Source organism: Streptomyces sp. NPDC047085 (genome assembly GCF_040643735.1).
In the GTDB taxonomy this organism is placed as follows: Bacteria; Actinomycetota; Actinomycetes; order Streptomycetales; family Streptomycetaceae; genus Streptomyces.
The window spans coordinates 97378-122503 of record NZ_JBEYUW010000019.1; the positions used below are offsets into that span (position 1 = coordinate 97378).

Consider the following 25126-nt stretch of genomic DNA (forward strand, 5'->3'; position numbering starts at 1 on the left):
GACCGGCCGGGGCGGGGCAGCCGGCAAGGTCGGCCTTGCCGAACAGCACGGCGTAGCTGGAGGGCAGCTGGCTGATGATCTGGTTTAGCTCGCCGCCGCTGACCGCTTCGGCAACGTGGTCAGGACCGCGCTGGCATCCCACTCGGCGGTGCGCGGCCGGGCGCCCGTGCGCTCGGCGACCCTGCGGTAGAACTCCTCGATGCCGAAGCTCTCGGCCTGCTCCGGCTTGGCATCGGCCGGCATCTGGCCGAGCGGTCCGGGCAACTGGGAGGCGAGGTCGGCGACCTCCCCAGGACTGATCCGCTGGGCCGGCACCCCCAGCACGGCTTCACTGACGTTCGCGGCTTCGTCCTGGCCCTCGTATTCGCCCAGCTCACGCACGCGGGCGAGGAACTCGTGGCACGGATCATCACCTCCGCCTGAAGCCTCGAGGCACCGGTGCGATGCCCCCATCCCCGGTACCCAGGTAACCCCCGGATGCCCCTGGGCGCTGGCACCTGGGTGGTGCCGGCGCATGGTTACCGACCTCGCTCAGGGCCCTTGGGCGCGGGTGGTGATGCCTGGCGTGAGCTCTGGGTGTCTGCCTCCCGCGCAGGGCCAGCACGGTTGTCGCTGGTCGTGCGCGGGCGGAAGCTGAGTGCTCCCATCGGGTCGGCAGGAGCTGCAGGCGTCTGTCCCAGCGTAGAGCTGAGCGCGCGTGCCTCCAGCCCCGCAAGAGGGTTGCAGCCCTCGACATCTCCGACGGCCATGCGATGCGGACCGGCCGGCGTCAGGTTGCATCACTCGATCAGCGGAGCGATTCCGGTTCGGTTCGGGGCCGGATTCTGGGGTGCTCATGGCCTTGACGCCGGTAGCGCAGCCCCTGAGCTGCCAGCTGCCAACTGCCAGGCATCCGCGTGCCGATCGATGGTGCAGTCGAGCGATTCGTCTTCGGGAGCGGGTGGCGCGATTGCGGCCCGGACGACACCGACTTAACTTCAAACCGTCATATTTTGTGACGAAGCCGACACAATTTCTGAGTCGGCTTTCCCACCGTGACGCTCGAATGGAGCATTCATGTCGGTGATGACCGGTACCCCACCCCTGCAGCAGACCGGCCAGCAGGCCGGGCCGCAGCAGATCGCCCAGCTGGTCCAGCAGACCATCCAGCAGGCGTGTCAGCAGACGGCCCAGCAGGTCGCGCAGCAGGTGCAGCAGACGTTCCAGCAGATCCAGCAGATCCAGCAGCAGCTCCAGCAGCGGCCGGACCTGGCTCAGCAGGCGCACCCGTACCTGGCCCTCGCGCTGCACCGCTCGCTGGCCGGGGCTGTACGCCACGCCGTGGAGCAGTCCGTGCAGCAGGCGCTGCCGACCACGATCGTGATGCTGCTGCAGCAGAGCCAGCAGGGCATGCAGGGCCAGCAGCAGTGGGGCGGCGGGTTCGGCCAGCAGCAGTACGGTCAGCAGCCGTTCGGCCAGCAGTACCAGCAGCCTGGCTTCGGCTTCGGTCCGATGGGTCAGCCGTTCGGTATCGGCTGAGCTGAGGGCGGCGCGATGCGGTGTGCCCGGAGCGGTCTTCCGGCACACCGCATCAGCGTGCAAGCGCGAGCCGCCCCGTCGCCGGACCAGAAGCACAAATTACGACGTAGGCGTGGTGAAGGTGGACGTGATGGTCAAGGACAGGCCCGGAAGCAGCCGCAGATACAGCCGCGCGAGCGAGGCGGGGGGCGGCGGCGGGGGCGGGCCCGAACCCGAGGGCAGGGAAGCGCAGCCGCGTAAGGAAGGCGCGCGGTCATCGCGCCCGGTGCAACCGCGCCAAGAGCGGTACATGGTGACGCCGCTGCCCCAGCAGATGCTCCCACCGGGAGTGCCCGTACTCAGCATGGATGCGGTGTGTGACCGGCTGGAGCGCATGCCCGAGGTCAAGGTGCTCCGCAGGCTCCAGCCGTCGGAGAAGCTCCGGTCGGCCGGGCTGCCCCCGTCCTGCCCGGAAATCGCGGTCGTCGAGGCGGCCGAGGCCCAACTCCCGGCGATGCGGACGCTGCACCTGCACATCGAGCCGGACCTGCCGCTGTCCGGCACCGGACCCGCCGCACCAGCGACCGCGGGCATCCTCCCTCTGCGCGATCCGGCACTGGTTACGCAGCTCGAGCAACCCACGGAGATCTCGCTGCGCGTTTGCGACCCGGACGGCGAACCCCTGGCCGGCGCGGGCGTGTACCTGATCGGCTCGTCCTGGCCGGGCCATGGCATCACCAGTGCCGACGGGACGGTCACCATCACACTGGCCACGGAAACCCCGGACACCGTGCAGGCCCTCTACGTCCGGCCCGCGGGCGGCTATGCGGACCGCTGGGTCAACCGTCCCGACCTGTCGCTGGCCCACGAGAACCTGATCAGCCTGACACCGCTGGACAAGGTGTACCCCGGGCTGGACGAGAGGCAGCAGTACGGCTGGGGCCCCCAGGCCATGCGCCTGGACCGGCTGCCTCCCACCTTCCGCGCCTTCGGCATCAAGGTCGCGGTCATCGGCTCGGGAATCGCCTCGGAGCACCCCGATCTGAAGCAACGAGCGCGCTCCGGAGTCGACTTCGTTTGCGGCACGGAAGAGGGCTGGGCCCAGGACATGGTGGGCACCGGCACCCACGCAGCTGGCATCATCGCCGGCGCGGACACCGGCAGGGGCGTCATCGGCATCGCGGTCGACGCCGAACTCGAGATCTGCCAGGTCCAGCCCGGCGGACGCTTCAGCGACCTGATCGCCGCCCTGGACCACTGCATCGAGCGCGAGATCGACATCGCCCACATCGCAGTGGCGACCCCGTATGCGTCGGCGCTGGTCTCCCGCAAACTCGCCGACGCGGGCGCCGCAGGCATCGCCTGCGTCGCACCGGCCGGCGACACCGGCGGACCGGTCTGCTTCCCCGCCTCACTGCCGACTGTGTTCGCCGTGGGCGCGCTGGGAGTCTTCGGCTCCTACCCGCAGGACACCTCCCAGGCCACTCATACGGGCCCGCAGCTGACACCGGAGGGGCTGTTCGCCGCGCCGTTCAGCTGCCACGGCCCGGGCGTCGACGCCGCCGCCCCCGGCGTGGCGATCCTTTCCTGCTCGCCGCGGGGCGGATACACGGCCCTCGACGGCACCGTCACCGCCTCGGCCCACGTCGCCGGGCTCGCCGCCCTGGTGCTCGCCCACCACGAGGACTTCCACGGCCAGCTGCTGCCCCGCGGGCCCGGCCGGGTGCAGCATCTCTTCGACATCATCTCCGCCAGCTGCCGCCCGTTGGCCGCCCCGGGCACCGCGGACGCGGCCCGCGTCGGCCGCGGCCTGCCCGACGCCCTCGTCGCCCTCCACCTGGCCCCTGGCATGCAACTCGCCCCGGCCCTGTCCCCCTACCTCCCGACCCTGACCGGTTAGGCCCGACCAGGGAAACACGCCAGACCGCCCCACGGCGAGATCATCGAGCGTCGCCCGCATCAAAGCGGGCGCCGCTCGGTCGGCCGCCCAACTCCGTTCCCGCAGTGCTCGGTCGAGGGTCTCTTCCTACGGCCCGCCAGAGCGCGAGGCAGTCCTTAACCAGGTACGCCACCACCTCGCCTGGGCCGAGGCAGACGGTTCCCTATGGCCCGGCGACCACCTGTTCAGCCCGCCCCGCACCAGACCGTGAATCACGCAGGGATCCCGGCGCCACCCCAGTCCACGGCCGGAAACGGCCCAGGCACCGACACAAGCGGCACCTCCTACGAGGCTCACCGCGTCCGCCCCACAGCGTCTGTTCGGCTGGCTGCCCGGCTTCCTGGCACCGCCGTCACCCTGGCGAGGGTTGTCCTCGAATTACTCGGTTCGCGCCGCGTGCTGTTCTGCCAGACTCGAGGGCGTGCCGAAGAGTCGTGGCCGCCGCACGTCGCGTGGCGGCAAACAGTCAGTTCGCCGTTCGCCAGGCCCTGTGCGGTTGTCGGACCGTGTGCTATGGCAGGCCCGAACGCTGGGACTTGAAGACACAGATGTCCTTGCCGCGGAGGCGTGGGGGAGTGGCTGGCTGGGCGAGGCGTGGCTGGGCGCGGGGATGACCGAACGCGAGCCGGAACTGGTGCTGTGCCGTGAGGTGGTGGGGCGGGCTTTGATGAAACCGTCCCCGTTTGGCCTGGCCGCGGTGGCCGCGCTTGAGCGAGTGGGTCCGCCCGGCCAGGCCGTGCTGCAGGAGACGGTGGAGGTTCTGGCCGGTTCACAGCCGGTGCCGGCGTGGCACGCGGCCGGCCCGCACCGCCCGGTGGGGGCCTGGTGCGCGGTGGACGTGTGGGACAGCGAGCGGGTGCTGTTCGTCGACTACGACGGCCCGGTCCCGCACACGCTGATGGCGCACATCGGCGAAGTCGGCGGCACGCTGGTGGACAAGCTGGCGCTGCTTGAGCCACACGCGGCCCACGCTTGGGAGGGGACGCGGGGCGAGGGCGAGGTGCCGATGCCGTTGGTCGAGCAGGACGCGGCCGAGGTGCTCGCGGATCTTGCTGCGGCGCTGCGGCTGACGGACATGACCTGGCCTCGGCCCGACGATGAGGACGTCGTCGGGCTGCGGGCACTGGCCTGGGCGCGCTGCCGGGACCACCTGCCCGACTGGCCCGAGCACCAGCCGCTTGCGCAGGGCGAGCGGGCCCGTGTGCTGGATGCGTTCGCACAGGTGGGCGCCCCTGCGGCGGAGGAAGCCGGCACCGCCCGGTCGCTGGCCGAGCTGTTCTTGGACTACGCGGAGAACTACCTCAGCCGCGGGCCGATGTGCTGGAGCCCCGGCCAGGTCGCCGTCTTCCTGGGGGACTGGCTGCCCCGCAAGACGGTACTCGATCAGGTACACCGCGCTCTCCTGCCCGCTGTCTTGAAGCGATGGGTGACCTTCGCGCTCACCGAACGCGGCGTCCCCACGCCGTGGATCGCTCCCGTCGTCGCCGCGGTCGAGACGCATACGCCCGCCTTCCACGCGGCCTTCGACGACGAGGAGGCGTGGGGCCCGGCCAAGCAGATCGCGGCTGCCCTCGCCGCGCGGGATGTCGACCTCACCGACCGCGATGCCGTCGACGCCGCCGTGCGCGCCCTGAATGCCGAACGGCTCGCTCAACAGCTCATGGACCACACGGCCGCCCGGCCCCTGACGTCCAGCCACGGACCGCACGTGCCCCCCGGGGCGGCGGCTTGCGACAACGCACCCCACAGCAAGAACAGGCAGGAAGAAAACAGTAGTGGAACACAGCGATTCCCCCACGGCGCTGCCCCACATCGCCCGACTGGTGGCACGCAGCGGGGAGCTGAAGAGCGAGTTGGTGGCCTTCGCGCACAGTCCGCGCTTTGCCCGGCGGTTGGATGCCCGGATCGAGGAGGCAGCGGACCGGCTCGGCTTCCTGGACGAGGCGATGGTCATCGAGACCATCGACCGCTTCGTGCTGCAGCACCGGCTGGCGGACGGCTCGAGTGTTCTGGAGCGGTTTACGGCTCAGCGGTGGCCGCCGCTGAGCGAAGACGAGCGGGCGATGCTGCTCGGCTGGCGCGAGGTGGTGGAGGCAGTCTTCGAGGTGCGGGGCTCTCAAGGGGATGCCGTCGTCCTGCACAACCTGCTCGACGACCTCGTCTACCGGGTCCACTCCAACCTGGGGCGGCGTGCCCTTGGCCAGCTGCGCACGGGGATGTTCGTGGCCGGCCGCATCGTGCCCGTCCACCCCGACACCGACGCCTGGCTGGTCACCGGCAACCTCACCACCTACCCACCCGGCGATGGACCACAGCTGGCGCAAGTCGCCGTCCAGACGCTCACCGCCCATCCGCAGCTTGTGCGCCGCAATCCCGACATGCTGCGCAAGGCCTGGCAGATGCAGGCCGAAGCCCGCGCCGACTTCATCGAGGTGTTCGGCACCGACCTGCTCGTCCTGGATGCCGGCGAGGCGCCCGCACGGATGCGGGAGTACCACCGATACCGGCAGGAGAGGGCCCTGGCCGAACTTGACGACGAAACCGCCGCGCAGGCGATGAACGGCAGGCCCTTACTCGACGAGCTCAGCAGTCTGCCCGAAGAACTCTGCGAGGCGGACACCGTCGCCGTGATCTTCGACGAGGCCGAAGGCCTGTGCTACTACGCCGACTTCGGCCACCTTGATGCGCTGTTCACCGATCCCGCCCTGGCCCGTGACCGCACCTACCTGAGCCGGCTCAGGCACTACCTGAACGACGACTCCGTCGCTCCCATGGTCATCCGCCGTCTGGTCCAGCGGCATCCCGACAACGCCGACGCCGTCTTCCGCGCACTCCTGCGCAAGCCCACCTTCGCCTGGGAGCGGGACGGGGAGGAACTGCTGCGCCGCCGCAAGGCAGATCACTTCGCCCACGAGCCCTTGCCCAGCATCACCCCGGTCGGCGCCCGCCTCGCGGAACTCCTGCGCACGCAAGGGAAGAAGAGGCGATGAGGCTGTCCACCGCCGCACTCGACGCCCTGGTCGAAGTCGTGATCGTCGATGCCTACGACGAGCACGAACAGCTCGCCGCCTTCCAGGCGGTCATCGAGGACTGCCTGGCCCTGCCGTTCACCGTCGTGCTCGGCATCCCCTTGGCCGTCACCGCCATCCACGACCGGCCCGGCAGCGGCGTCGCCGCCCGGTGCAGTTGTTCCTCGTGAGTGATGTCCTTTGAACCTGACCTGGCATGCGTCTCACTGAAGCGGCGGTGACCGGCGCCGCTGGACGAGGTTGTTGCGGGGCCTCCCGGTGTTGACGGAGGGCGGCCGGGGGAGGGCGTGGCTTCTACGTGTGCGATGTCCTCGTGATTGCCTGTCAGGCAAGATCACGGTTGTGGCACGAGCGTCGATTATGTGTAGGCAACATGGATAACTTGTGTTCCCGGCTGCCGTGGGGAACACCCCTGACGTCCTGCCGGGCCAAAGTCCCGAAGAACCCGGGGACCCCGAGGAAGCAGGAGTGGCAACGGAAGAAGCCGCTGCGACTCGTGTTCCTGTCCGCTGTCGCTTGCGCGCAGACCCTGAGCCCTGCCGGCGACTGCGGCACGCGTCAGGCAGCCTGCCTGCCTGCCTGCCGGGCGGAAGCGGGTTCATGCCTCCACCCTCCAGGCCGCGCACCAGACAAGGAGAGCGTGTACGTGTACGACGAGGAAGCGGCCAGGGAGCGGTTCCTTCAGGCGGGGTGCAGCCCCGAGGAGGCCGACACGCTGGTGAATGCGGGCATCGATCCTGACATCGTCAAGCCCCATGCCCGCGACGCCGTGGGCTTCGCCTCCGCCGCCGCCTTTCACGATCTGGCCGACCCCAACCCTTATCTGCAGGCCGCGGGCGGCGATGCGGACGAGGCCTTCAGACAGTGGGCGAAGGACTCCGTGGAGGGTTCCTTGTACCAAGGGCAGGACGAGGACGCAGGCGCGGACGAGGGCTGCGACGACGAAGGGAGGGACGAAGACGACGGCGAGGACGCTCGCGGCGTCTACGGATGGGCGAGCGCCTCCATCACCCATGTCGGCGCGGGGGAGTACTCCATCGACCTGTACGACGATCTGGGCTTGCCGGGCAACGCCGCTTACGTGGACACGCTGACCTTCTCGGTGCCCGCCGTGATTCCTGCCGGCTCGCCGGCCGACCGGGATGCCCAGGTCGTCAAGGCGGCCACCGAAGAACTCGCCGACTACGGATGCATTCCGGCCTCCGACTTCCAGGGCAGCGGCGACCGTTTCAGCGTGCAGGTCCGCGCGAGCGACCACGCCCGGCAGTGGCTCGAGGACCAACGGCCGCCGGCGGAAAAGCTTGAGCTACTGCTGGCCGGGCTTGAGGGCCTGGTGGACGATCTGGCGACCGCGCATCCAGGCCGCGACCGTCCCTCCATCGACACCGTCCCGTACCCCCACCCGGGTCGGCCGGCAACGGCCCCGGACGGCGGCGCTCGCACCTCGATCGTCGCCTGGGGCGACCGGGAGGCCTTCCTGCAGGCAGTCGCTGCCGAGGTGCCGGACAGCGTACGCCTCGAGCGATACGAAGGCGGCTGGGCACAGCGCCTTGAGGGGGCAGAAGACCTGAAGCATCCCTGGCTGCTGGGCCTGGAGCGGGTGCGGGCCGAAGCAGCCCGGCGTGATGGCGAACTGAGCGGCTTCACCGCCACGTTCCGCTCCGGTGACGTGGTGCACCACTACCAGGTGAGCGCCGACTGGGCCCAGGAACTGGACGAGTGCCTGGACGACTGGGAGATGCGCGTGAGGGCGGTGCGCGAGGAGCAGACCCGATTCCCGCACCTCAAGCAGTGGGGCCGGCAGCTCTACCAGGCCCTAGTCGACGACGATCAGTTCATGGCGGCCGAGACATCCCACGACCAGGACAGCAGGGGTCAGGATCTCGCCCGCAGCATGTTCGGCCCCGACTGCCCGATTCACTCGCATGACATCCAGTGCGCCCTTGCCCACGCACGGGCGAAGCGGGCCGACATCCTCCTCGAGCGGCAGCGGGCCCAGTGGCAGGCCGCCATCCCGGCCTGGGCAGCGCAACTGGCCACCTCGCCGGACTTCCAACAGGGCACGACCGCGCAGCGCGCCATGCTCGCCAGCAACCTCCTGTACGCGCACCACCCCATGGCCGACACACCAGACCTTGTCCGCCTGCTGCGCACCGCGGCTGCCGACCTGCTGACTTGAGACGACACCAGCGCAACGCAGCCCGGGCAGCGCCTCATCGCCTGTCGGCGGTGCGGGACGCCGCAGGTCCAGCCCGAGATTCGTCGAAGGAAGTGATCGTTGGGGGTGGGCGTGAACAAGGGGCAGTATCCGAAGGGGAGGTGCAAGGCGTGTGGTCGCACTCTGGGCCTGCACGAGGGCAAGGTCACCGTCCACCCCGCCCGTGGCACCAGCGGATCGTGTCCGGGCAGTCGGCTTGGACCTGCGCAGACTGCGACGACGAGGCCCGTCAGGTCGACGACGCAAAGTCTGCGGGCGTTGAAGCCGATGGTCCGGGCGCACATGCGACGGAACGTGCCGCTGTGGTTTGCCGAATGGGAGGGCCAGTCGATGCCGTCCATCGCGCTTCCGGCGGGCCAAGAACGCATGGCGGTGTGGATACCGGTGCGGCGTCGGGCCATCCTCCGGCTGATCAACGAGATCCTGGCGGTGCGCGTGCGACCGGACTGGGACGACGAGCTGGAGTGCTGGATGGTCTCTCGCGGGCACTTCACCGCATTGGCTGAGGGACTGCTGCGACGCTATCCGCGTGTGGCCGTGGCGCGCGAGTTCAACCGTGCGGAGGCCTGCACCGCGTCATGCAAGAACGCGTCGGGGCCGTATTGCACATGTTCCTGCCAGGCCCGCAACCACGGCGGCGGTGGCTGGATGGCCGGATGGCGCACCACATCCGGACCCGCCCGGCACGTCGGTGGGTTTTGGTGGACGTGGCTCCTTGCCGAGAAGGAGGCGCCGCCGCGGCCCGCCGCGTAGGAGCGACCACAACGAAGCAGCGGGCGCAGGCCCCCGCACATGGCACCGTTGCCCCTGCCCCGGGGGGCCAGGGTCGGCAAAGTGGCACTTGGTGAACAGCACTCGCGTTTCACCGGTGGTCGAATCGTGGGGCTGGCCGGGTGCCGGGTTCAGCCCGCGCTGCGGCAGTCGGTGTGGGTCATGTCGTGGTGTCGGCGCGGGACCTGTCGGAGGCGCGGCCCCCTGTGCGGCGGCCGTCGCGCTTGGGAGCGGATCACCTCGGCGTGCCGGACGGGGCGGTCGATCGCCGTGGCGGCGAGGCGATCGTCGATGCCCACGATGAGCACGATGAGTACGGACAGCTCGCCGCCTTTGCGTGGCAGCTGGGTTGCGTCCTCGGCGGAGCCTGACCGGACGAGCTCCCACTGACCGTCAGTTGGTTTGGTGGATCGAGGCGCCGACGAGGATGCCGTCGGCGACGGTGTAGTCGTCGGCGTACGTCTTGAGCGTGCCGTCGGTCTGGGTGGCATACAGGATGGCGTGGACGCGCAAGGCTCCGAATGCGCTGATGGTGCCCAGGGTGATGCTCTGGGTGGTGTTGAACCCGGCCACCCACCGGTCGTAGGTCGTCCCGGCGATGTGCGAGCCGCCGAGCGCCCAGGCGGCCGCATAGTCGTGATCGGTGATGTCCTGGTAGTACTGCGAGACCACCGCCGAGGCGTTGGTCAGATGCGGCCGAGGAGTGGCCGGGGGCGCCGTTGTGGGCAGGGTGGCCGTCGTGGTCGGCGTCGCGGACGTCGGCGTAGGGCTGGCGGTTGGGGGCGTCGAGGTGGGTGGCACCGGGGCCGGCACTGTGCGCGTCACGGTAACGGCCGGAGCTGCCCCGGAAGCGGTTCTTGCGGAGCAGGCGGCGAGAGGCAGGACAGCGGTCAGAGCGACAGCCGAGACGATACGGCGCACGGGCCCCCCGTTGACGGTGCGGAAGTTGCTGCGGACACCGTGGCATCTGCGCACGGAGCGGTGAGTTGGTGTTGGGCGGAACGGCCGGCCGCGGATCATGTCCGTTCGGTGCCCAGGGCGGTTCCGGGGTCCTGGCCTCTCCAGCCTTCCTTGGTACGCCACAGGACGTGGACTTTGAAGATGTCGTGGAGGGTGTCGGCTGCCCAGTCTTCGGCGGGGGGTTGGCACAGGACCAGGTGGAGGCGGTCGGCGGGGGTGGGCAGGGTGTGGTTGATCTCCAGGAGGCGGACGGCTCCCGAGCGCAGGTCGGCGTAGGTGCAGCGGCCGGCGTCGAGGACCTCGTAGAGGAAGTGGCCGTTCTTCGTGGGGCAACTGACGTCGATGATGGGGGTGTTGGTGGGCTGCAAGTCCGCTCGCAGGAGCGCGGCCATCAGTTCCAGGCGCACGGCCTCGTGGGTCTTGCAGGTACGGTCGGCCGTCGCCGCCGTCTCCAGGGCCTGCAGGAGGCTGGGGGGTGCGGCTGTTGTCGGCGCGGGGCGGGGGACAAGGAACCTGTCGAAGAGACGTTTCCGGATCCGCGCTCTCCGACAGGTGAAGCACTGCCAGGGTCTCGGTGAGTTGCGGAGACCGGGCGACGGTGGCTTCGGCGATGCGGCGATTGAAATGGTTGAGTACTGCCTCGGCACGTTCACGCAAGGCAGCCTGGAACTGTCGTTCCTGGAGTAGGTCGGTGAACCGCTGGTAGAGGCCGCCGCGGCTGTCGGGTAGAGCCGCTTCGGAGTCTGCCTGGTACAGGTGGCAGAGGATCGTCGCCATCAGGGGAACACGTGCCAGGGAGGCGTAACCCGAGCGGGCGGCCAGGGCGAACAGTTCCTCCGCCTGCTGCTCAGGCGATGACACGCCCTGCGCCGCGAACCACTTTGTGGCGAAGGATCGGAGGTCTGTGCTGTCGAAGGGCTGAAGTTCATGGCGTCCTGCGTTTGTGCCGAGGCAGGTGAACTCCTTTTCGTCCAGAGGGCGACTTGTCACGACGAAGCGGTAGACCGATGCGTCTCCCACGGCCAAGCTGCGGAGACTGCCATGACTTTCATGCGCAGAGCGGGGTCGATGATCTCGTCTAGTCCGTCGACAAGGAGAAGCCAGGGTGTGTCCGGGCGGGGTCGGGCGGCGAAGAGTCCGCGCAGCCCGGGCGGCTTGTCGGACAGCGCGCCCACTTCCTTCTCTACGTGTTGGGCGATCACCTGCGGCAACGGGTTGGTGTCTGCCAGTGCCCGCGCCGGCACAAGGACGGGGACGGGCACCTCAGGTGCGTGACTGCGCAGCCCTTCCAACAGGACTGCGTGCAGCAGGCTGGACTTCCCACCACCCGGACCAGCCACGACGAGGCAGTTGCCGCCCTGCAGGACGGTCGACGGATGAAGCGGAGCGCCGTCCGCGTGCGTTGCCGCCTCCGAGTCGTTCGCATCGAGGGCGGCCGAGCCGGTGCTGCGCTGGAGTTGGTAGACCTCGGCGAAGGAGGGCACAGTCCAGCGGGCCAGCCCCGGAGTGGGGTGTTTGTCGGCGATTTCGCTGGCCGCGTGCAGGTAGACCTGTAGCAGTTCGGATGACTTGGCGGTGCGAAGTCGTTCGGCCCTGCCTTCGTGAGGATCCCACTGCCCGATCGGCTTGCCGAGCCCCTCATCCCGCACATGAACAGGACCGGTCTCGCCTGCCGCGGCCCGTCGCAGCTCCAGCAGCTGCTCGACCTGCAGGCTCAGTTTGCCGGCCAGCGCCGCGACCGTTGCGGCAGACGGAACGGGACCACCAGGCTGGAAGGCCGCCTGGACAGTCGTGCGTCCCAGTCCCGATCGGGCGGCGAGCTGGGTCTTGGTCAGCCCCTCGCTGGCCAGGGCGTCGTCCAGACGCGTGCGCAGCTCAGTGAGCGCCACCTCGCGTTCATCGTGTTCCCCTCCCACGTGGACCCCCAGCGCTCTGTGTTCAACGATGTTCATCATTGTCCGGCCGGACCACGGCGAACACCGTTTCCGCGACCTTCGGTCACGTCAACATCCCACCTTCTTCGGGGAGATCGCCGTGAACCGTATCGCCATCGTCCTGCTCGCCGCCGCCCTGGTCGTCGTGCTCGCGCTGCTGGCCGCCGCAGCCGCGGGCACACTCGCCCGCCTCGACGGCGCCACATACCCCACCGCCCTCGTGCGCGCCGCCACCACCTTTGCCGCCGTCCTTACCCTCGCCGCCGTCGTCACCGGAGCACTCGCCCAGTTCCTCCCCTGAGCCCCCTTGCCGCACCAGTCGGAGACGACCGGATATGGGGACCTGGCCCCGCACTGCGTGCGGTTCCTGCGCTCCTGCTGCCAGTAGAAGCGAGCACGAGCTGTCGATGCGTTCCCGGGTGCCGGAGGAGGACTGGCCCCCACCCCGGCCAATCGCGGCCCGTGCCCCACCCCGGCCGGACGGGGTCTGTTTCTGCCCCGGGCGGGTGTCCTGTGCTCGGTGGCTGCTCTTCGTCTCCCAGATGGTCTCGGGCGTCAGCTCGCGAACGTGAGGGGTTTGGCGGGGGCGGTGCCGCGCTGGGGTGGGGAGGAGGACTTGGCCTCCACGAGGACGAGATCGCCGCGGTTTGCGAGGGCGGTGACGTCGGGGCCCCGCAGGGCGCCCGGGAGGCGGCTGGATTCGACGAACAGTTCCCGTGCGGTTCGCATGACGTTGTCGACGGAGCGGGGCGGGGCGGTGCGGTGCCGTTGCGGTGCGCCTCGCCGGCGATGAGGTAGGCGGCGCCGACGGTGAGGGCGGTCTCGATGTCCTCGGGGGACATGGAGTCCATCAGATTTTTGAACCAGGGGGTGATCTTGTCGGTTTCCCGGCCGGGCGCGGTGGCGGGCCGGATCTGGGTGCGGGGGCGCCGGGTGCTTGCTGCGGTCTGCGTGGATGTGCTGGAACGCCTCGTGGTAGTGCTGCTGGGCGGAGGGGCGCACCCGGCACACGTCCAGGAAGGTCTGCAGCTGCTCGGCGTCGGCGGGCAGGCCGCGGCGGTTGGTGATGCGCCAGGCGGTGGTGCGCGGGATCCGCCTGCGGTCTCCTGCGGGGCGGACGAGGTCGCTCGGGCAGGGCGCGCCGGCCCGTTCGTATTCCGCGGCGAGCGCGGCGCCGAGGTCCTGCGCGGTGCGGATGAGCGCCGGCGCGGGCGCCTCGAGGCCCCGGAGCCGGTCGCGGTGGTCGCTGCGGCCCTGGTTGCGCAGGACGTACGCGCGCTCCCGCCCCGCCTGGTCGCCCCCGCAGGCGCGCACGAGGGCGTCGAGGACGGCCGTCGAGGGCGCCGCGGTGCCGGACTCGGCGCGCTGGACGGTGCCGCGGGAGACGGCCGCGGCCGCGGCGAGGTGGCGCTGGGACATCCGCGCGGCCCTGCGGAGGGCGACCAGGTGCTCGGCGAGGCCGGCGAACGGCCCGCAGGGGTCGGCGCCGGGACGGGAGGAGGCCATGGCCGGCTCCTACTTGCCCGCGCTCGAGCGCACCGCGGCCTCGACGAGGACGGCCATCAGACGGCGTCCGCCGCCGGCCGCGGCGAGGGTGGCCGCGCCGATCGCCCCGCACCCGCCGAGCAGGGCGAAGATGTCGCCGATCGGCGTGCCCTTGAGGAACAGAGTGGTGCCCAGCACGAGGACGGCGATCAGCCAGATCAGCGCGTGCGTGGGCCCCAGACGCCCCGCGGGCACCTCGCCGGCGGACGGCGCCCCGGCGGGCGCGGGAGGAGAGGGCAGGTGGTTCATGGTGCGCAGGACTCCGTCCTGACGGGGACCCGGGCACGAAAGGGGCCGGGACCTGGGCTGATGATCGCAAGCACACGCAGCCCAGCGGCAGTTGGCCCTGCACGGAGCGGGGCCGCGCGGTAGGCAACAGCCTTCCACGACCGGCCCGGCGTCCACCCCGCACCCCTGCCCGATGTGTCTGTTTCGCCGTTTCCTGGCCTCACGGATGTTCCGCATTCCCCCACGGAACTTCTCGCCCGCCCCGGCCCCCGACGCCGGGCCGGCGCCGAGCAGTTGACCGTCCGCCAGGCCCTGTGCAGCCCAATGTTCGTTCCAGCGCATTTGCGGTCTGGGTCCCTTCAGTAGGACGCTGCGCAGCGTCGATGCCAAGCGGACCTGCGCTGGCATCTCCCTGACGGCGAGTTGGTCGCAAGCCCGAGCCCTTCAGGATCTGCGGCAGGCGCGTTGGCCCGCGCCCCGCCGACACGGGCCGGTACCGCCCTCGGTGCCGGCCCTCGGTGTTTCCGACGCGGTGAGAACCCGCCCCCGCTGTCGGGGAAGACCTGGGCCGTCCACGAAGCCCCCTGGCAGGGAGCTTCCCCCGGTCGGCCAACGGCCCTGTAGGATCTCGCCGCTCGTGGCATAGGGCAGTGCCGTGACCTGTGGTTTCTCCGGTCGTCTCACGGCGTGGCAGGAGGTTCTGTCTCACCGCCGTGGCATTTCCTCCGCGAGGAGCTGGGCTCTGCGCCCGTTCTGCTGCCACTCCCGCTGGCGCGCTCTCGACCACGCTCATCGCCGGTCGCTCTTATCGGATCCAGCCGGTGAGATGCCCTTCTGCGACGGCGTTGACCAGGCGGGTGAGGGCGCTTCCGCTTCGGGACTCGGTCGCGCCGGAGGGGGATGGTGTCTCGTCGGTGCCCATGCCCCAAGTGTTCAGGTCCCCGGGCCTGCCGTTGATCGGGGAAGCAGGGACGTGCCAGGGCTCGTCTTCGCGGTGCGGGGGCCGCACCGGGGATGCGGAGTTTAAGCAGGCGGGCGAGGCGGATGCGCTCGCTGGGGGTGGCCCAGGCCTGGTGGCGGTCGAGGAGTTCGACGGTGGCGGTGTTGAATGCGGCGCCGGTCTGCCGGGTGCGGGTGATGGCGCTGAGGTAGAAGTCCAGGTTTGCGTTGCCCGGCGTGCTGGTTGGGTCCGTCCCCGTGCCGCCGTCGGGGGTAGTGCCGAGGAACGCGGCGGCGAAGCTGGGCAGCGAAAACGGCGAGCCGGGAAGCACGTTGCCTGTGGATTGGGTCAGCCGCTGGCAGCCACGGTCGTCCCGCGTGTTCAGTTGTGCCATAAACGCGGTGTTGGCCCTTCGGGCCAGTTCTGTGCGGCTGGTGGCCAGCTGTGGCTGGTCGAGGAGCAGTTGTCCGTACTAGCCGTTTTGCAGCGCGCTGTTGATGAGCTCTTCGCTGGCGTTGACCTGCGGATCTTGGTGGAGGGTCTCGTGCGACAAGACGGTTCCGAGCAGCCGGAAGTCCTCGTATTGGTACCGCGGGTTGACGACGATCTCGGGGCCGTTCGGAGTGGGTACGACTTGAGCAATCGTGTTCGGGTTCGGCGGCGTAACGAAGTGGACGCGGTGGAAGACGCCGTCGCGGATGGCTTGGATGCTGCCTTGGGCGGGGCTGCCGGCCAGGGAGGCGAGGGCGGCGCGCAGGTTCAGATCGGGCACCACGGTGGCGATCTGCGGGCTGTTGAAGACCGCCAGCCCCTCCTCCACCGCGCGGCGGCCGCGGGGCTTGAGGGTGGTCTTGAGCTGTTTGACCAGTTCCTCGGTGGTGATCTGGCGGGGCGGCGCGGGCTGCATCGGCGGCCCCTGCGGGTAGGACTGCGTGTTCAGCAGGCTGAGGTCGGTGGGGGGGGGAACGGTGGCTGGGCCAGCAGTCGCAGCGCCTCACCGTCAGAGGGATTGTGATCGCATCCGTCGTGCGGGGCCGAGGAGGCTCCTGAAGGCGGCACGGCTGCGGCCTCGGCGGCGACCGCGCAGGGTGTGGCCAGGAGTAGGGCGGCAGTCAGGGCGAGGGCAGCGCGTCGCGGCGCGGGTAGTACGACCATGACACACTGCTATCCGGCCGCCGTGCCAGACCCGGGCCACCCCGCCGTAGGCGACAGGCGTTTTCACCCGGCCGACCGCCGTGTCATTTCCTCTGCGGGGATCAGCCTGGCTGCAGCGACCACGCGCTTCCCGAAGGGGGTCAACTGCATGGCTCGTCCTCGTTCAGCACGCTCGAGCAGTGGCTGTCCGAGATCTCGCTCGAGCCGGGTGATCTGAGTCGTCATCGTGGGCTGGTTGATGCCGAGGGCCTGGGCGCCCTCGCAGATCGTGGGGTAGGTGGCGGCTGCCACGAGGCGTTCGAGTCGCTGCTAGGCGTAAGGGCTGGTGAGCGCCTTTCGCGGAACTCGGCTACATGGAACTCGACCGGCGAGGCGCTGAGCTGCTGTTCCAGATCCTGACCGAACGCGAGGAGAAGAACAGCGTCGCCATCGCTTCCAACGAATCCTTCAGCGGCTGGACAAAGACCTTCACCGACCCCCGGCTCTGCGCGGCCATCGTCGACCGCCTCACCTGCAACGGCGCGATCATCCAGACCGGCACCGAGTCCTACCGCCTCGCTCACACCAAAGCCCTGGCTGAGCAGAGCGCAGTGGGTTGAACTTCGGCCGAGCATCGAACAGACCTGGTGAGTGCTGGCGTCAGCGCAAGTCCTTCCCCGGGTCTATGGCCCAGTGATTGGTCTTGAGGACTCGCCCTGCGAAGGTCACCTCGGCTTGCGAGAGGAGGCGGAACCCGACGGAACGGCAGATACCGTTCGACGCCGCGTTGTTTGTTGCCGGAAAGGCATGCACCAGGCCCCAGCGGTCCTGGTCCCTGGCCTGTTCCAGAAGGGTGCGGACTGCGCGTTTACCGAAGCCCTGCCCTTGAAATTCGGGCAGAACCATCCAACCGATCTCGGACATCGGCCCGTCGCTGGTGTCGTGGGACCAGATAGTCACCGTCCCGGCCACTACGTCTGGGGTGGCCCCATCGGGAATGATCATCTTGAACCATGCGAGGTCGTCTGCTGCCTGCCGGGCATCCCGACGGACCTTGTCCGCCATCCCCTCACGCGGAAGGGGCCCACCCAGGTCAGCCATCATCACGGGGTCGCACCGCATCCGAATATAGGCATCGACGTCGTCCGGTGAGACGTTCCGCAGCTGCATTACTCCTCCTTGGCCCCATCGGGGATGGTCCCACGGTCCGAGAGGGCGATCACCAGGCGCCCCGTCCCGCCGCCAGCCTCACGCGGCCCTCAGCAGCTGCTGAGTGACATCAATTCTCATCGACATCGATCACGCGGAAGCTCAGCGAGTGACTCCCGAACTTGCGTCAAAACGACATCCGCGAAGAACGACACAGCCATTGGAGACGGTCCCGGCTTCTTGCTCTCGGCAGGCCGGCCTCCGGCGCCGCATGCTCCGTCCAACGTCCGGCGCTTCTGCCTCCTACTCTCACCTCGCCGATGACCATCTGCGTAGCCGATCTACCCGGGAACGCCGGCGCGGCCGGAACGACGAGGCGGGTGCTTCTCGTCCGTCGGCCCTGTACTGGAACAGTTGGGTGCGCGGCATGAGCGCGGAGCGTCCGCGAGCGGTGCTTTTCCTGCCGCATGCCACAGCACCCGTAGCGCGCACGCCGAAGGCCGACACGGCTGCGCTGAGGACACGGCAGGCCCGGAGCACTTCTCACCGCTGGCCTGCGCAGTGCCGTCAGCTTCCCGTCACACATAAGCGACGGCGTAGGGCACGTCATCGATGACAGACGCACGCCCTCGGTGCGTGCCCGGCGGTTGCGTGGGTGGTTCCTGGAGGCCGCCTGCAGCCCCGCCCCTGACGGTCCCGGGCCCCGTCAGGGGCTCGGCCCGTGCTCCCTCCGGACCAACGCCGGGCTGTTCCCCCCCGGCCGGAGGCCAGCCGGCCCCTCGGGCCGCACCCGACCGCCCGGGCCCCGTCAGGGCCGGCCCCAGCCCCTGCCGAAGCCCCCGGCAGCGGGCTTCCCCCGAGCCGGCCAACGGCCCGGCCCCTTCGTGTCCTGGTTCTTGAGGGTGGTGTGGGGTAGGGCGGCGTCGTGGTGCCCGGGTGTGGGTGCTGGGCGTTCTTGTCGCGGCGCCGGGCAGCCGGCCCTGCGCGCTCCGGGTATGTGGCGGGTGGGTGGGGGGTGCGGAGTCTCCTCTCCGTCCTGCTCTCGTGGGGGTGTTGCGCCTGGGGCGTGGGGTTGCTGCGCGCAGCCGGGGGCGGGCGCGGCGGTGGGTGGGGAGTGCTGTTGTTGGGTGCGGGCGGGGCGTGGGGTGTGGCTTTTTTGGCCGGGTGGGGGCGGGGCGTGGCGGTCGTCGTGGGGGTCGGCGGTCCGGTGCGCTCCGCGCTCCGGACCGCCTGCCGCGCGCCCGGTGGCCGCTCCGCGTCCTTTGGGCCGCATGCTCCACATGCTCCCGCGCTGCGGGAGGCGGCAGGCGGGATGCGTGCCGACCGTCCGCCCGACACCGGCGCGGCGAGCCGGAGGGCGCGGACGGAACGGGGTCACGGCGCGGTGCACCGGGGACGGTGAATGTCAGCGCTCGCGTCGCAGGGACACGCGCAGGGCACCGTTGTTGTCGCGGCTCAGGAAGAGTCCCGCGCCCTTCACACTGGTCACGAACGGCACTGTGGTGCCGCTACCGAGGGCCCTGGCCGCGTCCGGGCCGGCGTTGAGGTCGACCTGTACGGTGACGGGTTCAGTGCCATCGGCAGTCGAGTCCTGCTGGACCGCTCCGTACGCCGTTCCGTCATCGCGGATCGAGACGATCGCGAGGCCTTTGCGGCTGCCGCTCTTGGCCAGGCAGACGCCCTTCTTGCTCTGCAGGTCGAAGGCGACGGGCCCGGCGGCAAGGTAGCGGCCGTCGGGCGACGCGACCACGCTGTACTCGCGGTTCGATCCGTAGTTACCCGCATTGATTTCGTTATTGAGGCCGTAGCCACAGGTCATGGATGCCTGAAGGCGTCCGGTGCGCAGATCGTGCACGGACCACACCGGATCGGCGGCAGTGCCGTTCTCCTCGTCCGGGGTCTGCCAGCCGGCGAGCACCTGGCCGTGGATGACGCCGTAGGCCAGCCCGTTAAAAGGAGCGAGGTCGCCGGTCCGCTCGGTACCGCGCGGGCGTACCGAGTCACTGAACCAGTGGCCCGCCAGGCCGAACCCTCCGTTGTCCACACCGATCAAGGGGCCGTCCGGGGTGGCGGCGATGACACGGCCACCCGCGCAGTCAGCCTGCCCGCACGGGGACAGCAGATCATGGGGATGGTCATAGGCGGTGCTCCGACCCGTCACCACATCCACCGCGATCGACTGTTCCGGGTACATACCCGAGTCGATGTCACCGCCCAGGCCAACCAGCACCCGGCCACCGTCCGCAGAGACGCGCACCATGGGTTCCCCCTTCACTCGCAGATCGATCTGCCGAAGCGGCTTCACCGATGCGCCGTGTCCGTCAGCGGCGTACACCGCCAGGCTGACCACCGCGGTGCCGTCGTGCAGTGCATCCTTCCCCCGCACACCGTGGGCATAGGCGACGATGTACTCACGGCCGTCCTGATCGACGACCGTCAAGCCCGGCGTCTGCGACTCGTCGTCGTCGCCGTCGTCGGGCGTCGGTATGTTCCATGGCGCCGAAGACCAGCGGATTCGTCCCGTGTCAGCGGCCCGCACGATAGTGGTGTAGCCGTTTGGAGCCCCTTGAATGCTGGCGACCTCTCCGGCACCCGGCACCGCCGCCACGGGCGTATTGGCCACCCGCTTCGGAACGCCACCGAGCGTCGTGTCCCATCCCTCGCGCGCATCGTAGGCAGCGGGCACGCTGAGTTTGGCAAGCGACTTCGCCTGCTGAAAGGGATTCAGGGCACTTCCGCTGCTGCCCTTGTGGCCGCCCTCTTTCTCGCCGCTGCAGCTCGCAAGTGATACGGCCGCCAGTAGCACCGCTCCCGCCACTGCCCGAACGCGCATGCCTGTACGTCTCCTCTGCCCTGTAACGGACCCGCCGGACCGTCGGTGATCGTCCAGTCGCCGACCGTATCAAGGGACCGGACGGCCCCTCACAGCGTGGCCGGTATAGAGGCGCCCACTTGTCCGACTCGCGATCCCACCGGCTGCCACCGCATTCCACGCGTTTCGGCTGGTCAGGCGGGTGCACATCTGTGGGCCCGACCAGTGATGCGCGCACGCGCTGCTGTCGGCGGCCGTCGACGTCGCGCCCGGAACCACCACGGCCAAGACCAGTGCTGCGCCAACCTCCCACGGACTAGCCCCAGCTGCTCCCCCGCCCCGCGGGGGCCAACGGCCCCCGGCCCGCACCCGCCCGTCCGAGTCCCGTCAGGGTCCTGCGGATATGGGCAGGTCAGGGCTTTTTCCGAGCCGCGCAGACAGATCGCGCTCCACAGCAGGCACGCCATGCCGCTGAGACAACGCGAGCCCGTACCGAGCGTTGTCGCAATGGGGCATCACCGCGAAAGCGAGGCCCGCACGGGCGAGCGAAGACGGGCCGCCGTGGCGTCCGGCCGGCAAGGGGTGCCCGGCAGGACACTCATCCGTCATCGATCTAGGTTGTCGCACAGCGAGCACACCTCAGCCATGGCTCGGCCCGCGGAACCATCGCCGCCTCCCAGGCCCCGTGACTGAGCCAGCATGCGCCGAATGACGCAGTGCTGCCGCGAGGTTGTCACGACTCTTCAGGGTGTGGGGGTGGTCGGGGCCGAGGATGCGTTCGCGGGTGGTGAGGACGCTTTGGTGGAGGTCTGCTGCTTCTTGGTGTCGGCCGAGGTGGTCAAGCGCAAGACCGAGGTTGCTGCGGCTGGTCAAGGCGCTGGGGTGGTCGGGGCCGAGGATGCGTTCGTAGTCGCTGAGAACTTGTCGGTGGAGGTCTGCTGCTTCGCCGTGCCGGCCGAGGTGGTCGAGTGCGAGGCCGAGGTTGTCGCGACTGTGCAGGGTGGCGGGGTGGTCGGGGCCGAGGATGCGTTCGTAGTCGCTGAGGACCTGTCGGTGGAGGTCTGCTGCTTCGCCGTGCCGACCGAGGTCATCGAGTGCGAGCGCGAGGTTGTTGCGGCTGTTCAGGGCGTGGGGGTGGTCGGCGCCGAGAACGCGTTCGTAGCCGGAGAGAGCCTGCCGATGGAGGTCGGTGGCTTCTTGATGGTGGCCGAGGTAGCCGAGCGCGAGGCCGAGGTTGTTGCGGCTGTGCAGGGTGTCCAGGTGGTCGGCGCCGAGGACGCGTTCGCGGGCGGTGAGGATCTGTCGGTGGTGGTCCGCTGCCTCTTGGTGTCGGCCGAGGTGGTCCAGGGCGTTGGCAAGGTTGCTCCGGCTGAGCAGGGTGTCGGGGTGGTCGGTGCCGAGGACACGTTCGCGGGCGGTGAGGACGTGCTGGTGGAGGTCGGCCGCTTCCTGGTGTCGGCCGAAGAGGTCGAGCGCCTCGGCGAGGTTGTTGCGGCTGGTCAGGGTTTCGGGGTGGTCGGGGGCCAAGGAGCCGACGGTGATCGTGTGGGCTGCCTGCTGCAGCTGTAGGGCGCTGCCGTAATCGCCCGCTTTCTTGAGGGACTGGCTGATGTGATCGAGGGCTTCGGCGAGGAGGCGGTTGTGCTGATTGGCGGTGTGCGTCGCGGCGCCGAGGAGGTGAGGGGCGAGCAGGCGGGCGGTCTCCCAGCCCGCGCTCTCGGAGGTCACCACATACTGGGCTGCTCGGGTCAGGCGGCTGGCGAGGGCCTGCTGGTAGCGGCTGTGGTCGGTGGTTTCGGTGGTATGGGTGTGAGCGGTGATCTCGCGGACCAGTGGGTGCAGGACGACCTGTCCGAGGACGGGTCGTCCGTCTTGGCGCGTGGGTGTGTCGACGAGTCCGTAGGTGTGTAGGCCGTTGAGCGCGGCCTCCACCTCAATCTCGCCGGTCTGTTGCCCGGTGGCCTCGGTGACCAGTTCCGGGGTGAGGAGGGAAACCGGGATGGGTGCCGGCGCCAGCAGGGACAGCAGCCGCAGTACCGGCCGTGCGAGTGGGTTGCCGTCAGCGGCGAGTTGGTCCAGCGACAGCTCCCAGGTGTGGCGGACCAGGGTCCGTCCGACGGCCGGGTCGCTCGCCCGCAGTTGGGTGGCACCGAGCAGCGTGCCCAGCTGCGTGTCGAGGGCAGTGGTGTAGTCAGTGAAGGTGCGGTGGCGGCTGCCGGGGGCGGCCAGGTAGCGACCGACGCCGTGAAGGGCCAGCGGCAGACCGCCCAGCCGGTCCGCGAGCGCCCGCGCTTCCTCGGCGGTTCCGGCGTGGGGGGCCACGTCGCAGAGGACTTGGCCGCCGACTACGGACTCCAGCGGGGCGACACGGCGCAGGACGGCCCGGGTGCCCCACACCGCAGGATCGGTATTGCGGCTCGTGACCAGCAGCAGGCCCCTCCTGCCCGGCCGGATCCACCCCCGGTAAGAAGCCACGTCCTCCCCGTCGGGCCCGACGGCCTGCGGGGTGTCGACGTTGTCCAGGACCAGGAGCCACCGACCGGCCTGCTCCAGCTGCTCCCACACCACATCCGGCAGCCCGGCCCGACCCGCGCGGCTCTCCTCGAGCCGGGCTTCGGTGAGGCCGCAGGCCAGCGCGGTGCGGGTCATCTGCTCGGCCAGTTCCTCGGCATTGCGCCAGCGGATCCAGAACACCTCCCGCCCTTGTGCGCGGGCGATGTCGGCAAGAGCGGAGGCCAGCGTGGTCTTGCCGATCCCTCCCACCCCGCACACCACGGCGTACCTCGCCTGCGGTCGGGCCAGCAGCCGCTTCAACGCTTCGAGTTCGCCGTCGCGTCCCCGGACGGGCCCGGAACCGTGGGGTGCCCGTAGGGACGTCATGCCGCCCCCCAGGACCCGCCCTAGCGGCACCAACCTCACCGGTGCACCATTCCCCGCGGACTCGATGGCGTCCAGACGCCGGCTGACCAGTTCCAGCACCACTGCACCAACAGCCAGCACACCGAAGACCGACCACACCACCCAAGGACGGGACGCCCAGTACGGCACCGCGCTCGTGGCGTAGCTCGTCACCACCCCCAGTGCGCACGTCGCCGCCGCCCCCGACCCACTGACGACCGAACCCACCCGAGCACGCCTGCCACCGTCCACGCCGCTCCCGTCGTCACGACACCGCTGGCCCAAGCATGCGCCACGCCACTACGCACCGTCCCCGGAACCGCCATGCACCCTGCAAGCTGGCTCGCAGGCGCGGAGGAGGCCGAGGAAGCGCACAGGGGGCGAGGGAGCCGGCCCGCCTCCTCCGGCCCTCGGTACTGGTGGGCTCGCGTATTCAACTGTCGCCAGTTCTCGGGGGAAGAGAGGGCGATGCTGACGGTGTGTAGCCGCAAGCAGCTCGGTGACCCAATGTCTTGCCCAGGCCGGCGTGGGCCGTGCCGCCGAGTGTGCTCGGCGGCTTCCCTGCTTTGTTAAGCCCGTGCCTGCCCTTCTCTGCATCCCAACCGGTCACTCCCCAACCAGCCGCACAACACTCGAACGTGCAGCCGCCCTGGCCCCAAGGGCCCCCGACGTGACTGCACCGATTTCGTGGCCCCCGCAGGCCCGACTTGATGCGCAGTTCAACGGTGGCTCAGAAGAACACCCCGCATCGCAGCAGCACATTCGCGTACGGCCGCGCCTCCCCGGTGCGGACCATCAGCCGGGCTCCCGCCGAGAGCTCCTTCAGCCGCTCGTGCGGGACCAGCTCCAGGTCCTTGAAATGGCCCTCCAGCAACGCCCGGTTGGGCCCGTCCAGCTCCTGCGCCGCCGTCGCGCCCTCCACCACCAGCTCGGCCAGCAGCCCGTCCAGCACCTCCGCGAACGACGGCACCCCGGCCCGGAACGCCAGGTCCACCACGCGCGGCCCGACCGGGATCGGCATGCCGGCGTCGCACACCAGCACCCCGTCCCCGTGCCCCAGCTCCGCCAGGGCACCGGCCAGATGACGGTTGAGGATCCCCGCCTTCTTCACAGCGCGTCGACCTCCTCCGCCGTCGGGTACGACTCCTGCGCGCCCCGCTTCGTCACGGCAGCCGCGCCGACCCGGGCCGCGTACCCTGCGGCTTCGGCCGGCGAGGCACCCGCGCCCAGCTTCCAGCCCAGCGCGGCGGTGAAGGCGTCTCCCGCCCCCGTGGTGTCCACCGCGTCCACCTTCACCGACGCCACCCGCGTCACCCCGGACGAGTCGCACACCAGCGCCCCCTGCGCACCCAGCGTCACCACCACCGAGCGCGGCCCCTTGGCCAGCAGCAGCTTCGCCCAGTCCTCGGGCTCCTCGCTCACGCACGTGTCGCCCAGAATCACCCGGGCCTCGTGCTCGTTGACGATCAGCGGGTCGCAGGCCGCCAGCACCTCCGAGGGCAGCGGGCGCGGCGGCGACGGGTTCAGGACGAAGCGGCTGTCCGGGGACAGGTTGCGTACGACCTCTACGACCGTCTCCAGCGGGATCTCCAGCTGGGCCGACACCACCCGGGAGGCGTGGAAGAGGCTGCCTGCCGCGCGGATGTCCACCGGGGTGAGCCGGGCGTTGGCGCCCGGGGACACCACGATGCTGTTGTCCCCTTCAGGGTCGACGGTGATCAGCGCGACGCCCGTCGGCGCCCCGCCCACCAGCACGCCGGCCGTGTCGACGCCCGCCGAGCGCAGGGAGTCGAGCAGCAGCCGGCCGTGGCCGTCGTCGCCGACCCTCGCCAGCAGGGCCGTACGCGCACCGAGCCGGGCGGCGGCGACCGCCTGGTTGGCGCCCTTGCCGCCCGGGTGGACGGCCAGGTCACCGCCGAGCACCGTCTCGCCGGCGGCCGGTCGCCGCTCGACATCGATCACCAGGTCGGCGTTGGCCGACCCCACGACCAACACGTCGTAGTCGTACATCAGTTGACTTCCCTTGCTCCCCGTGATTCCCAGCGAACCGGCTCCGGGCGGTCGGCCGCCCC

General features: G+C 70.1%; 20 protein-coding genes and 3 pseudogenes. 8 read left to right on the top strand and 15 right to left on the bottom strand.

The window, feature by feature from the left end; all coding sequences use genetic code 11:
* Positions 1 to 22: 22 nt before the first annotated feature.
* A pseudogene (locus tag ABZ865_RS39595) lies at positions 23 to 453 on the bottom strand (DUF2267 domain-containing protein); the annotation flags it as partial.
* A 603-nt stretch (positions 454 to 1056) separates the two neighbouring features.
* On the opposite strand from ABZ865_RS39595, the gene ABZ865_RS39600 reads away from it, so the two are divergent.
* Together ABZ865_RS39600 and ABZ865_RS39605 are read left to right on the top strand one after the other, a co-directional pair.
* Positions 1057 to 1518, top strand: coding sequence for a hypothetical protein (locus tag ABZ865_RS39600; protein ID WP_361241548.1), 462 nt, complete (start codon positions 1057 to 1059; stop codon positions 1516 to 1518).
* Positions 1519 to 1807: 289 nt separating this feature from the next.
* The gene (locus tag ABZ865_RS39605; RefSeq protein ID WP_361241551.1) at positions 1808 to 3397 is read left to right on the top strand and encodes a S8 family serine peptidase; all 1590 of its coding nucleotides are present in this window, start codon (positions 1808 to 1810) and stop codon (positions 3395 to 3397) included.
* An 808-nt stretch (positions 3398 to 4205) separates the two neighbouring features.
* Here ABZ865_RS39605 and ABZ865_RS39610 read toward each other — a convergent pair.
* Complete coding sequence (locus tag ABZ865_RS39610; RefSeq protein WP_361241554.1) at positions 4206 to 5105, bottom strand: hypothetical protein; 900 nt, start codon at positions 5103 to 5105, stop codon at positions 4206 to 4208.
* A 106-nt stretch (positions 5106 to 5211) separates the two neighbouring features.
* Here ABZ865_RS39610 and ABZ865_RS39615 point away from each other — a divergent pair, with 106 nt between their 5' ends.
* From ABZ865_RS39615 to ABZ865_RS39630, 4 genes are all read left to right on the top strand, one after another.
* On the top strand, positions 5212 to 6426 hold the full coding sequence (locus ABZ865_RS39615; RefSeq protein WP_361241557.1) for a hypothetical protein: 1215 nt from the start codon (positions 5212 to 5214) through the stop codon (positions 6424 to 6426).
* Positions 6423 to 6635 carry a hypothetical protein gene (locus ABZ865_RS39620; RefSeq protein WP_361241560.1) on the top strand — a complete coding sequence of 71 codons (213 nt, stop codon included), beginning with the start codon at positions 6423 to 6425 and terminating at the stop codon, positions 6633 to 6635. The genes ABZ865_RS39615 and ABZ865_RS39620 overlap by 4 nt, the downstream gene beginning before the upstream one ends.
* Before the next feature lie 476 nt (positions 6636 to 7111).
* Complete coding sequence (locus ABZ865_RS39625) at positions 7112 to 8644, top strand: hypothetical protein (RefSeq protein ID WP_361241563.1); 1533 nt, start codon at positions 7112 to 7114, stop codon at positions 8642 to 8644.
* 297 nt (positions 8645 to 8941) lie between these two features.
* Positions 8942 to 9436, top strand: a complete 495-nt coding sequence (locus tag ABZ865_RS39630) for a hypothetical protein (RefSeq protein WP_361241565.1) — start codon at positions 8942 to 8944, stop codon at positions 9434 to 9436.
* A 149-nt stretch (positions 9437 to 9585) separates the two neighbouring features.
* On the opposite strand, the gene ABZ865_RS39635 is transcribed toward ABZ865_RS39630, so the two are convergent.
* The 4 genes from ABZ865_RS39635 to ABZ865_RS39650 all read right to left on the bottom strand — a co-directional run bounded on the left by ABZ865_RS39635 (position 9586) and on the right by ABZ865_RS39650 (position 12369).
* Positions 9586 to 9753, bottom strand: a complete 168-nt coding sequence (locus ABZ865_RS39635; protein ID WP_361241567.1) for a hypothetical protein — start codon at positions 9751 to 9753, stop codon at positions 9586 to 9588.
* Positions 9754 to 9847: 94 nt separating this feature from the next.
* Positions 9848 to 10255: a hypothetical protein gene (locus ABZ865_RS39640; protein ID WP_361241570.1), complete on the bottom strand. Its 408-nt coding sequence runs from the start codon at positions 10253 to 10255 to the stop codon at positions 9848 to 9850.
* 215 nt (positions 10256 to 10470) lie between these two features.
* The gene (locus tag ABZ865_RS39645) at positions 10471 to 10821 is read right to left on the bottom strand and encodes a hypothetical protein (protein WP_361241573.1); all 351 of its coding nucleotides are present in this window, start codon (positions 10819 to 10821) and stop codon (positions 10471 to 10473) included.
* 579 nt (positions 10822 to 11400) lie between these two features.
* Positions 11401 to 12369 carry a helix-turn-helix transcriptional regulator gene (locus ABZ865_RS39650; RefSeq protein WP_361241576.1) on the bottom strand — a complete coding sequence of 323 codons (969 nt, stop codon included), beginning with the start codon at positions 12367 to 12369 and terminating at the stop codon, positions 11401 to 11403.
* A gap of 79 nt (positions 12370 to 12448) precedes the next feature.
* Here ABZ865_RS39650 and ABZ865_RS39655 point away from each other — a divergent pair, with 79 nt between their 5' ends.
* Complete coding sequence (locus ABZ865_RS39655; protein ID WP_361241579.1) at positions 12449 to 12649, top strand: hypothetical protein; 201 nt, start codon at positions 12449 to 12451, stop codon at positions 12647 to 12649.
* A gap of 254 nt (positions 12650 to 12903) precedes the next feature.
* Here ABZ865_RS39655 and ABZ865_RS39660 read toward each other — a convergent pair whose 3' ends face one another.
* The 4 genes and pseudogenes from ABZ865_RS39660 to ABZ865_RS39675 form a co-directional block, all read right to left on the bottom strand.
* On the bottom strand, positions 12904 to 13854 hold the full coding sequence (locus ABZ865_RS39660) for a helix-turn-helix transcriptional regulator (protein ID WP_361241582.1): 951 nt from the start codon (positions 13852 to 13854) through the stop codon (positions 12904 to 12906).
* A gap of 9 nt (positions 13855 to 13863) precedes the next feature.
* Entirely contained in the window at positions 13864 to 14142 is a 279-nt protein-coding gene (locus ABZ865_RS39665) for a hypothetical protein (RefSeq protein WP_361241585.1), read from the bottom strand.
* A 1391-nt stretch (positions 14143 to 15533) separates the two neighbouring features.
* Positions 15534 to 15968, bottom strand: coding sequence for a hypothetical protein (locus tag ABZ865_RS39670; RefSeq protein ID WP_361241588.1), 435 nt, complete (start codon positions 15966 to 15968; stop codon positions 15534 to 15536).
* Between the two features lie 311 nt (positions 15969 to 16279).
* Positions 16280 to 16510 (bottom strand): annotated as a pseudogene (locus tag ABZ865_RS39675) (LysR family transcriptional regulator); the annotation flags it as partial.
* A 47-nt stretch (positions 16511 to 16557) separates the two neighbouring features.
* Here ABZ865_RS39675 and ABZ865_RS39680 point away from each other — a divergent pair.
* Positions 16558 to 16815 (top strand): annotated as a pseudogene (locus ABZ865_RS39680) (ATP-binding protein); the annotation flags it as partial.
* A 40-nt stretch (positions 16816 to 16855) separates the two neighbouring features.
* Here the strand turns inward: ABZ865_RS39680 and ABZ865_RS39685 are convergent.
* The 5 genes from ABZ865_RS39685 to ABZ865_RS39705 all read right to left on the bottom strand — a co-directional run bounded on the left by ABZ865_RS39685 (position 16856) and on the right by ABZ865_RS39705 (position 25064).
* Positions 16856 to 17365 (bottom strand): GNAT family N-acetyltransferase, encoded by a 510-nt coding sequence (locus ABZ865_RS39685; protein ID WP_361241591.1) that lies wholly within the window; start codon positions 17363 to 17365, stop codon positions 16856 to 16858.
* Between the two features lie 1384 nt (positions 17366 to 18749).
* Positions 18750 to 20177, bottom strand: coding sequence for a hypothetical protein (locus ABZ865_RS39690; protein WP_361241593.1), 1428 nt, complete (start codon positions 20175 to 20177; stop codon positions 18750 to 18752).
* 618 nt (positions 20178 to 20795) lie between these two features.
* Positions 20796 to 23036 carry an FxSxx-COOH system tetratricopeptide repeat protein gene (gene fxsT, locus ABZ865_RS39695; protein WP_361241596.1) on the bottom strand — a complete coding sequence of 747 codons (2241 nt, stop codon included), beginning with the start codon at positions 23034 to 23036 and terminating at the stop codon, positions 20796 to 20798.
* A 748-nt stretch (positions 23037 to 23784) separates the two neighbouring features.
* Positions 23785 to 24165 (bottom strand): D-ribose pyranase, encoded by a 381-nt coding sequence (gene rbsD, locus ABZ865_RS39700; protein WP_361241599.1) that lies wholly within the window; start codon positions 24163 to 24165, stop codon positions 23785 to 23787.
* Positions 24162 to 25064 (bottom strand): ribokinase, encoded by a 903-nt coding sequence (locus ABZ865_RS39705; protein WP_361241602.1) that lies wholly within the window; start codon positions 25062 to 25064, stop codon positions 24162 to 24164. Before ABZ865_RS39705 ends, rbsD begins: the two co-directional genes overlap by 4 nt.
* Positions 25065 to 25126: the final 62 nt, after the last annotated feature.

Coding starts and splice junctions, on each gene's coding strand:
- ABZ865_RS39605 (WP_361241551.1), top strand. CDS start 1,808: ATGGTGACGCCGCTGCCCCAGCAGATGCTCCCACCGGGAGTGCCCGTA.
- ABZ865_RS39665 (WP_361241585.1), bottom strand. CDS start 14,142: ATGAACCACCTGCCCTCTCCTCCCGCGCCCGCCGGGGCGCCGTCCGCC.
- ABZ865_RS39705 (WP_361241602.1), bottom strand. CDS start 25,064: ATGTACGACTACGACGTGTTGGTCGTGGGGTCGGCCAACGCCGACCTG.
- fxsT (WP_361241596.1), bottom strand. CDS start 23,036: ATGACGTCCCTACGGGCACCCCACGGTTCCGGGCCCGTCCGGGGACGC.
- ABZ865_RS39685 (WP_361241591.1), bottom strand. CDS start 17,365: ATGCAGCTGCGGAACGTCTCACCGGACGACGTCGATGCCTATATTCGG.
- ABZ865_RS39690 (WP_361241593.1), bottom strand. CDS start 20,177: ATGCGCGTTCGGGCAGTGGCGGGAGCGGTGCTACTGGCGGCCGTATCA.
- ABZ865_RS39650 (WP_361241576.1), bottom strand. CDS start 12,369: ATGATGAACATCGTTGAACACAGAGCGCTGGGGGTCCACGTGGGAGGG.
- ABZ865_RS39670 (WP_361241588.1), bottom strand. CDS start 15,968: ATGCAGCCCGCGCCGCCCCGCCAGATCACCACCGAGGAACTGGTCAAA.
- ABZ865_RS39620 (WP_361241560.1), top strand. CDS start 6,423: ATGAGGCTGTCCACCGCCGCACTCGACGCCCTGGTCGAAGTCGTGATC.
- ABZ865_RS39660 (WP_361241582.1), bottom strand. CDS start 13,854: ATGGCCTCCTCCCGTCCCGGCGCCGACCCCTGCGGGCCGTTCGCCGGC.
- ABZ865_RS39600 (WP_361241548.1), top strand. CDS start 1,057: ATGTCGGTGATGACCGGTACCCCACCCCTGCAGCAGACCGGCCAGCAG.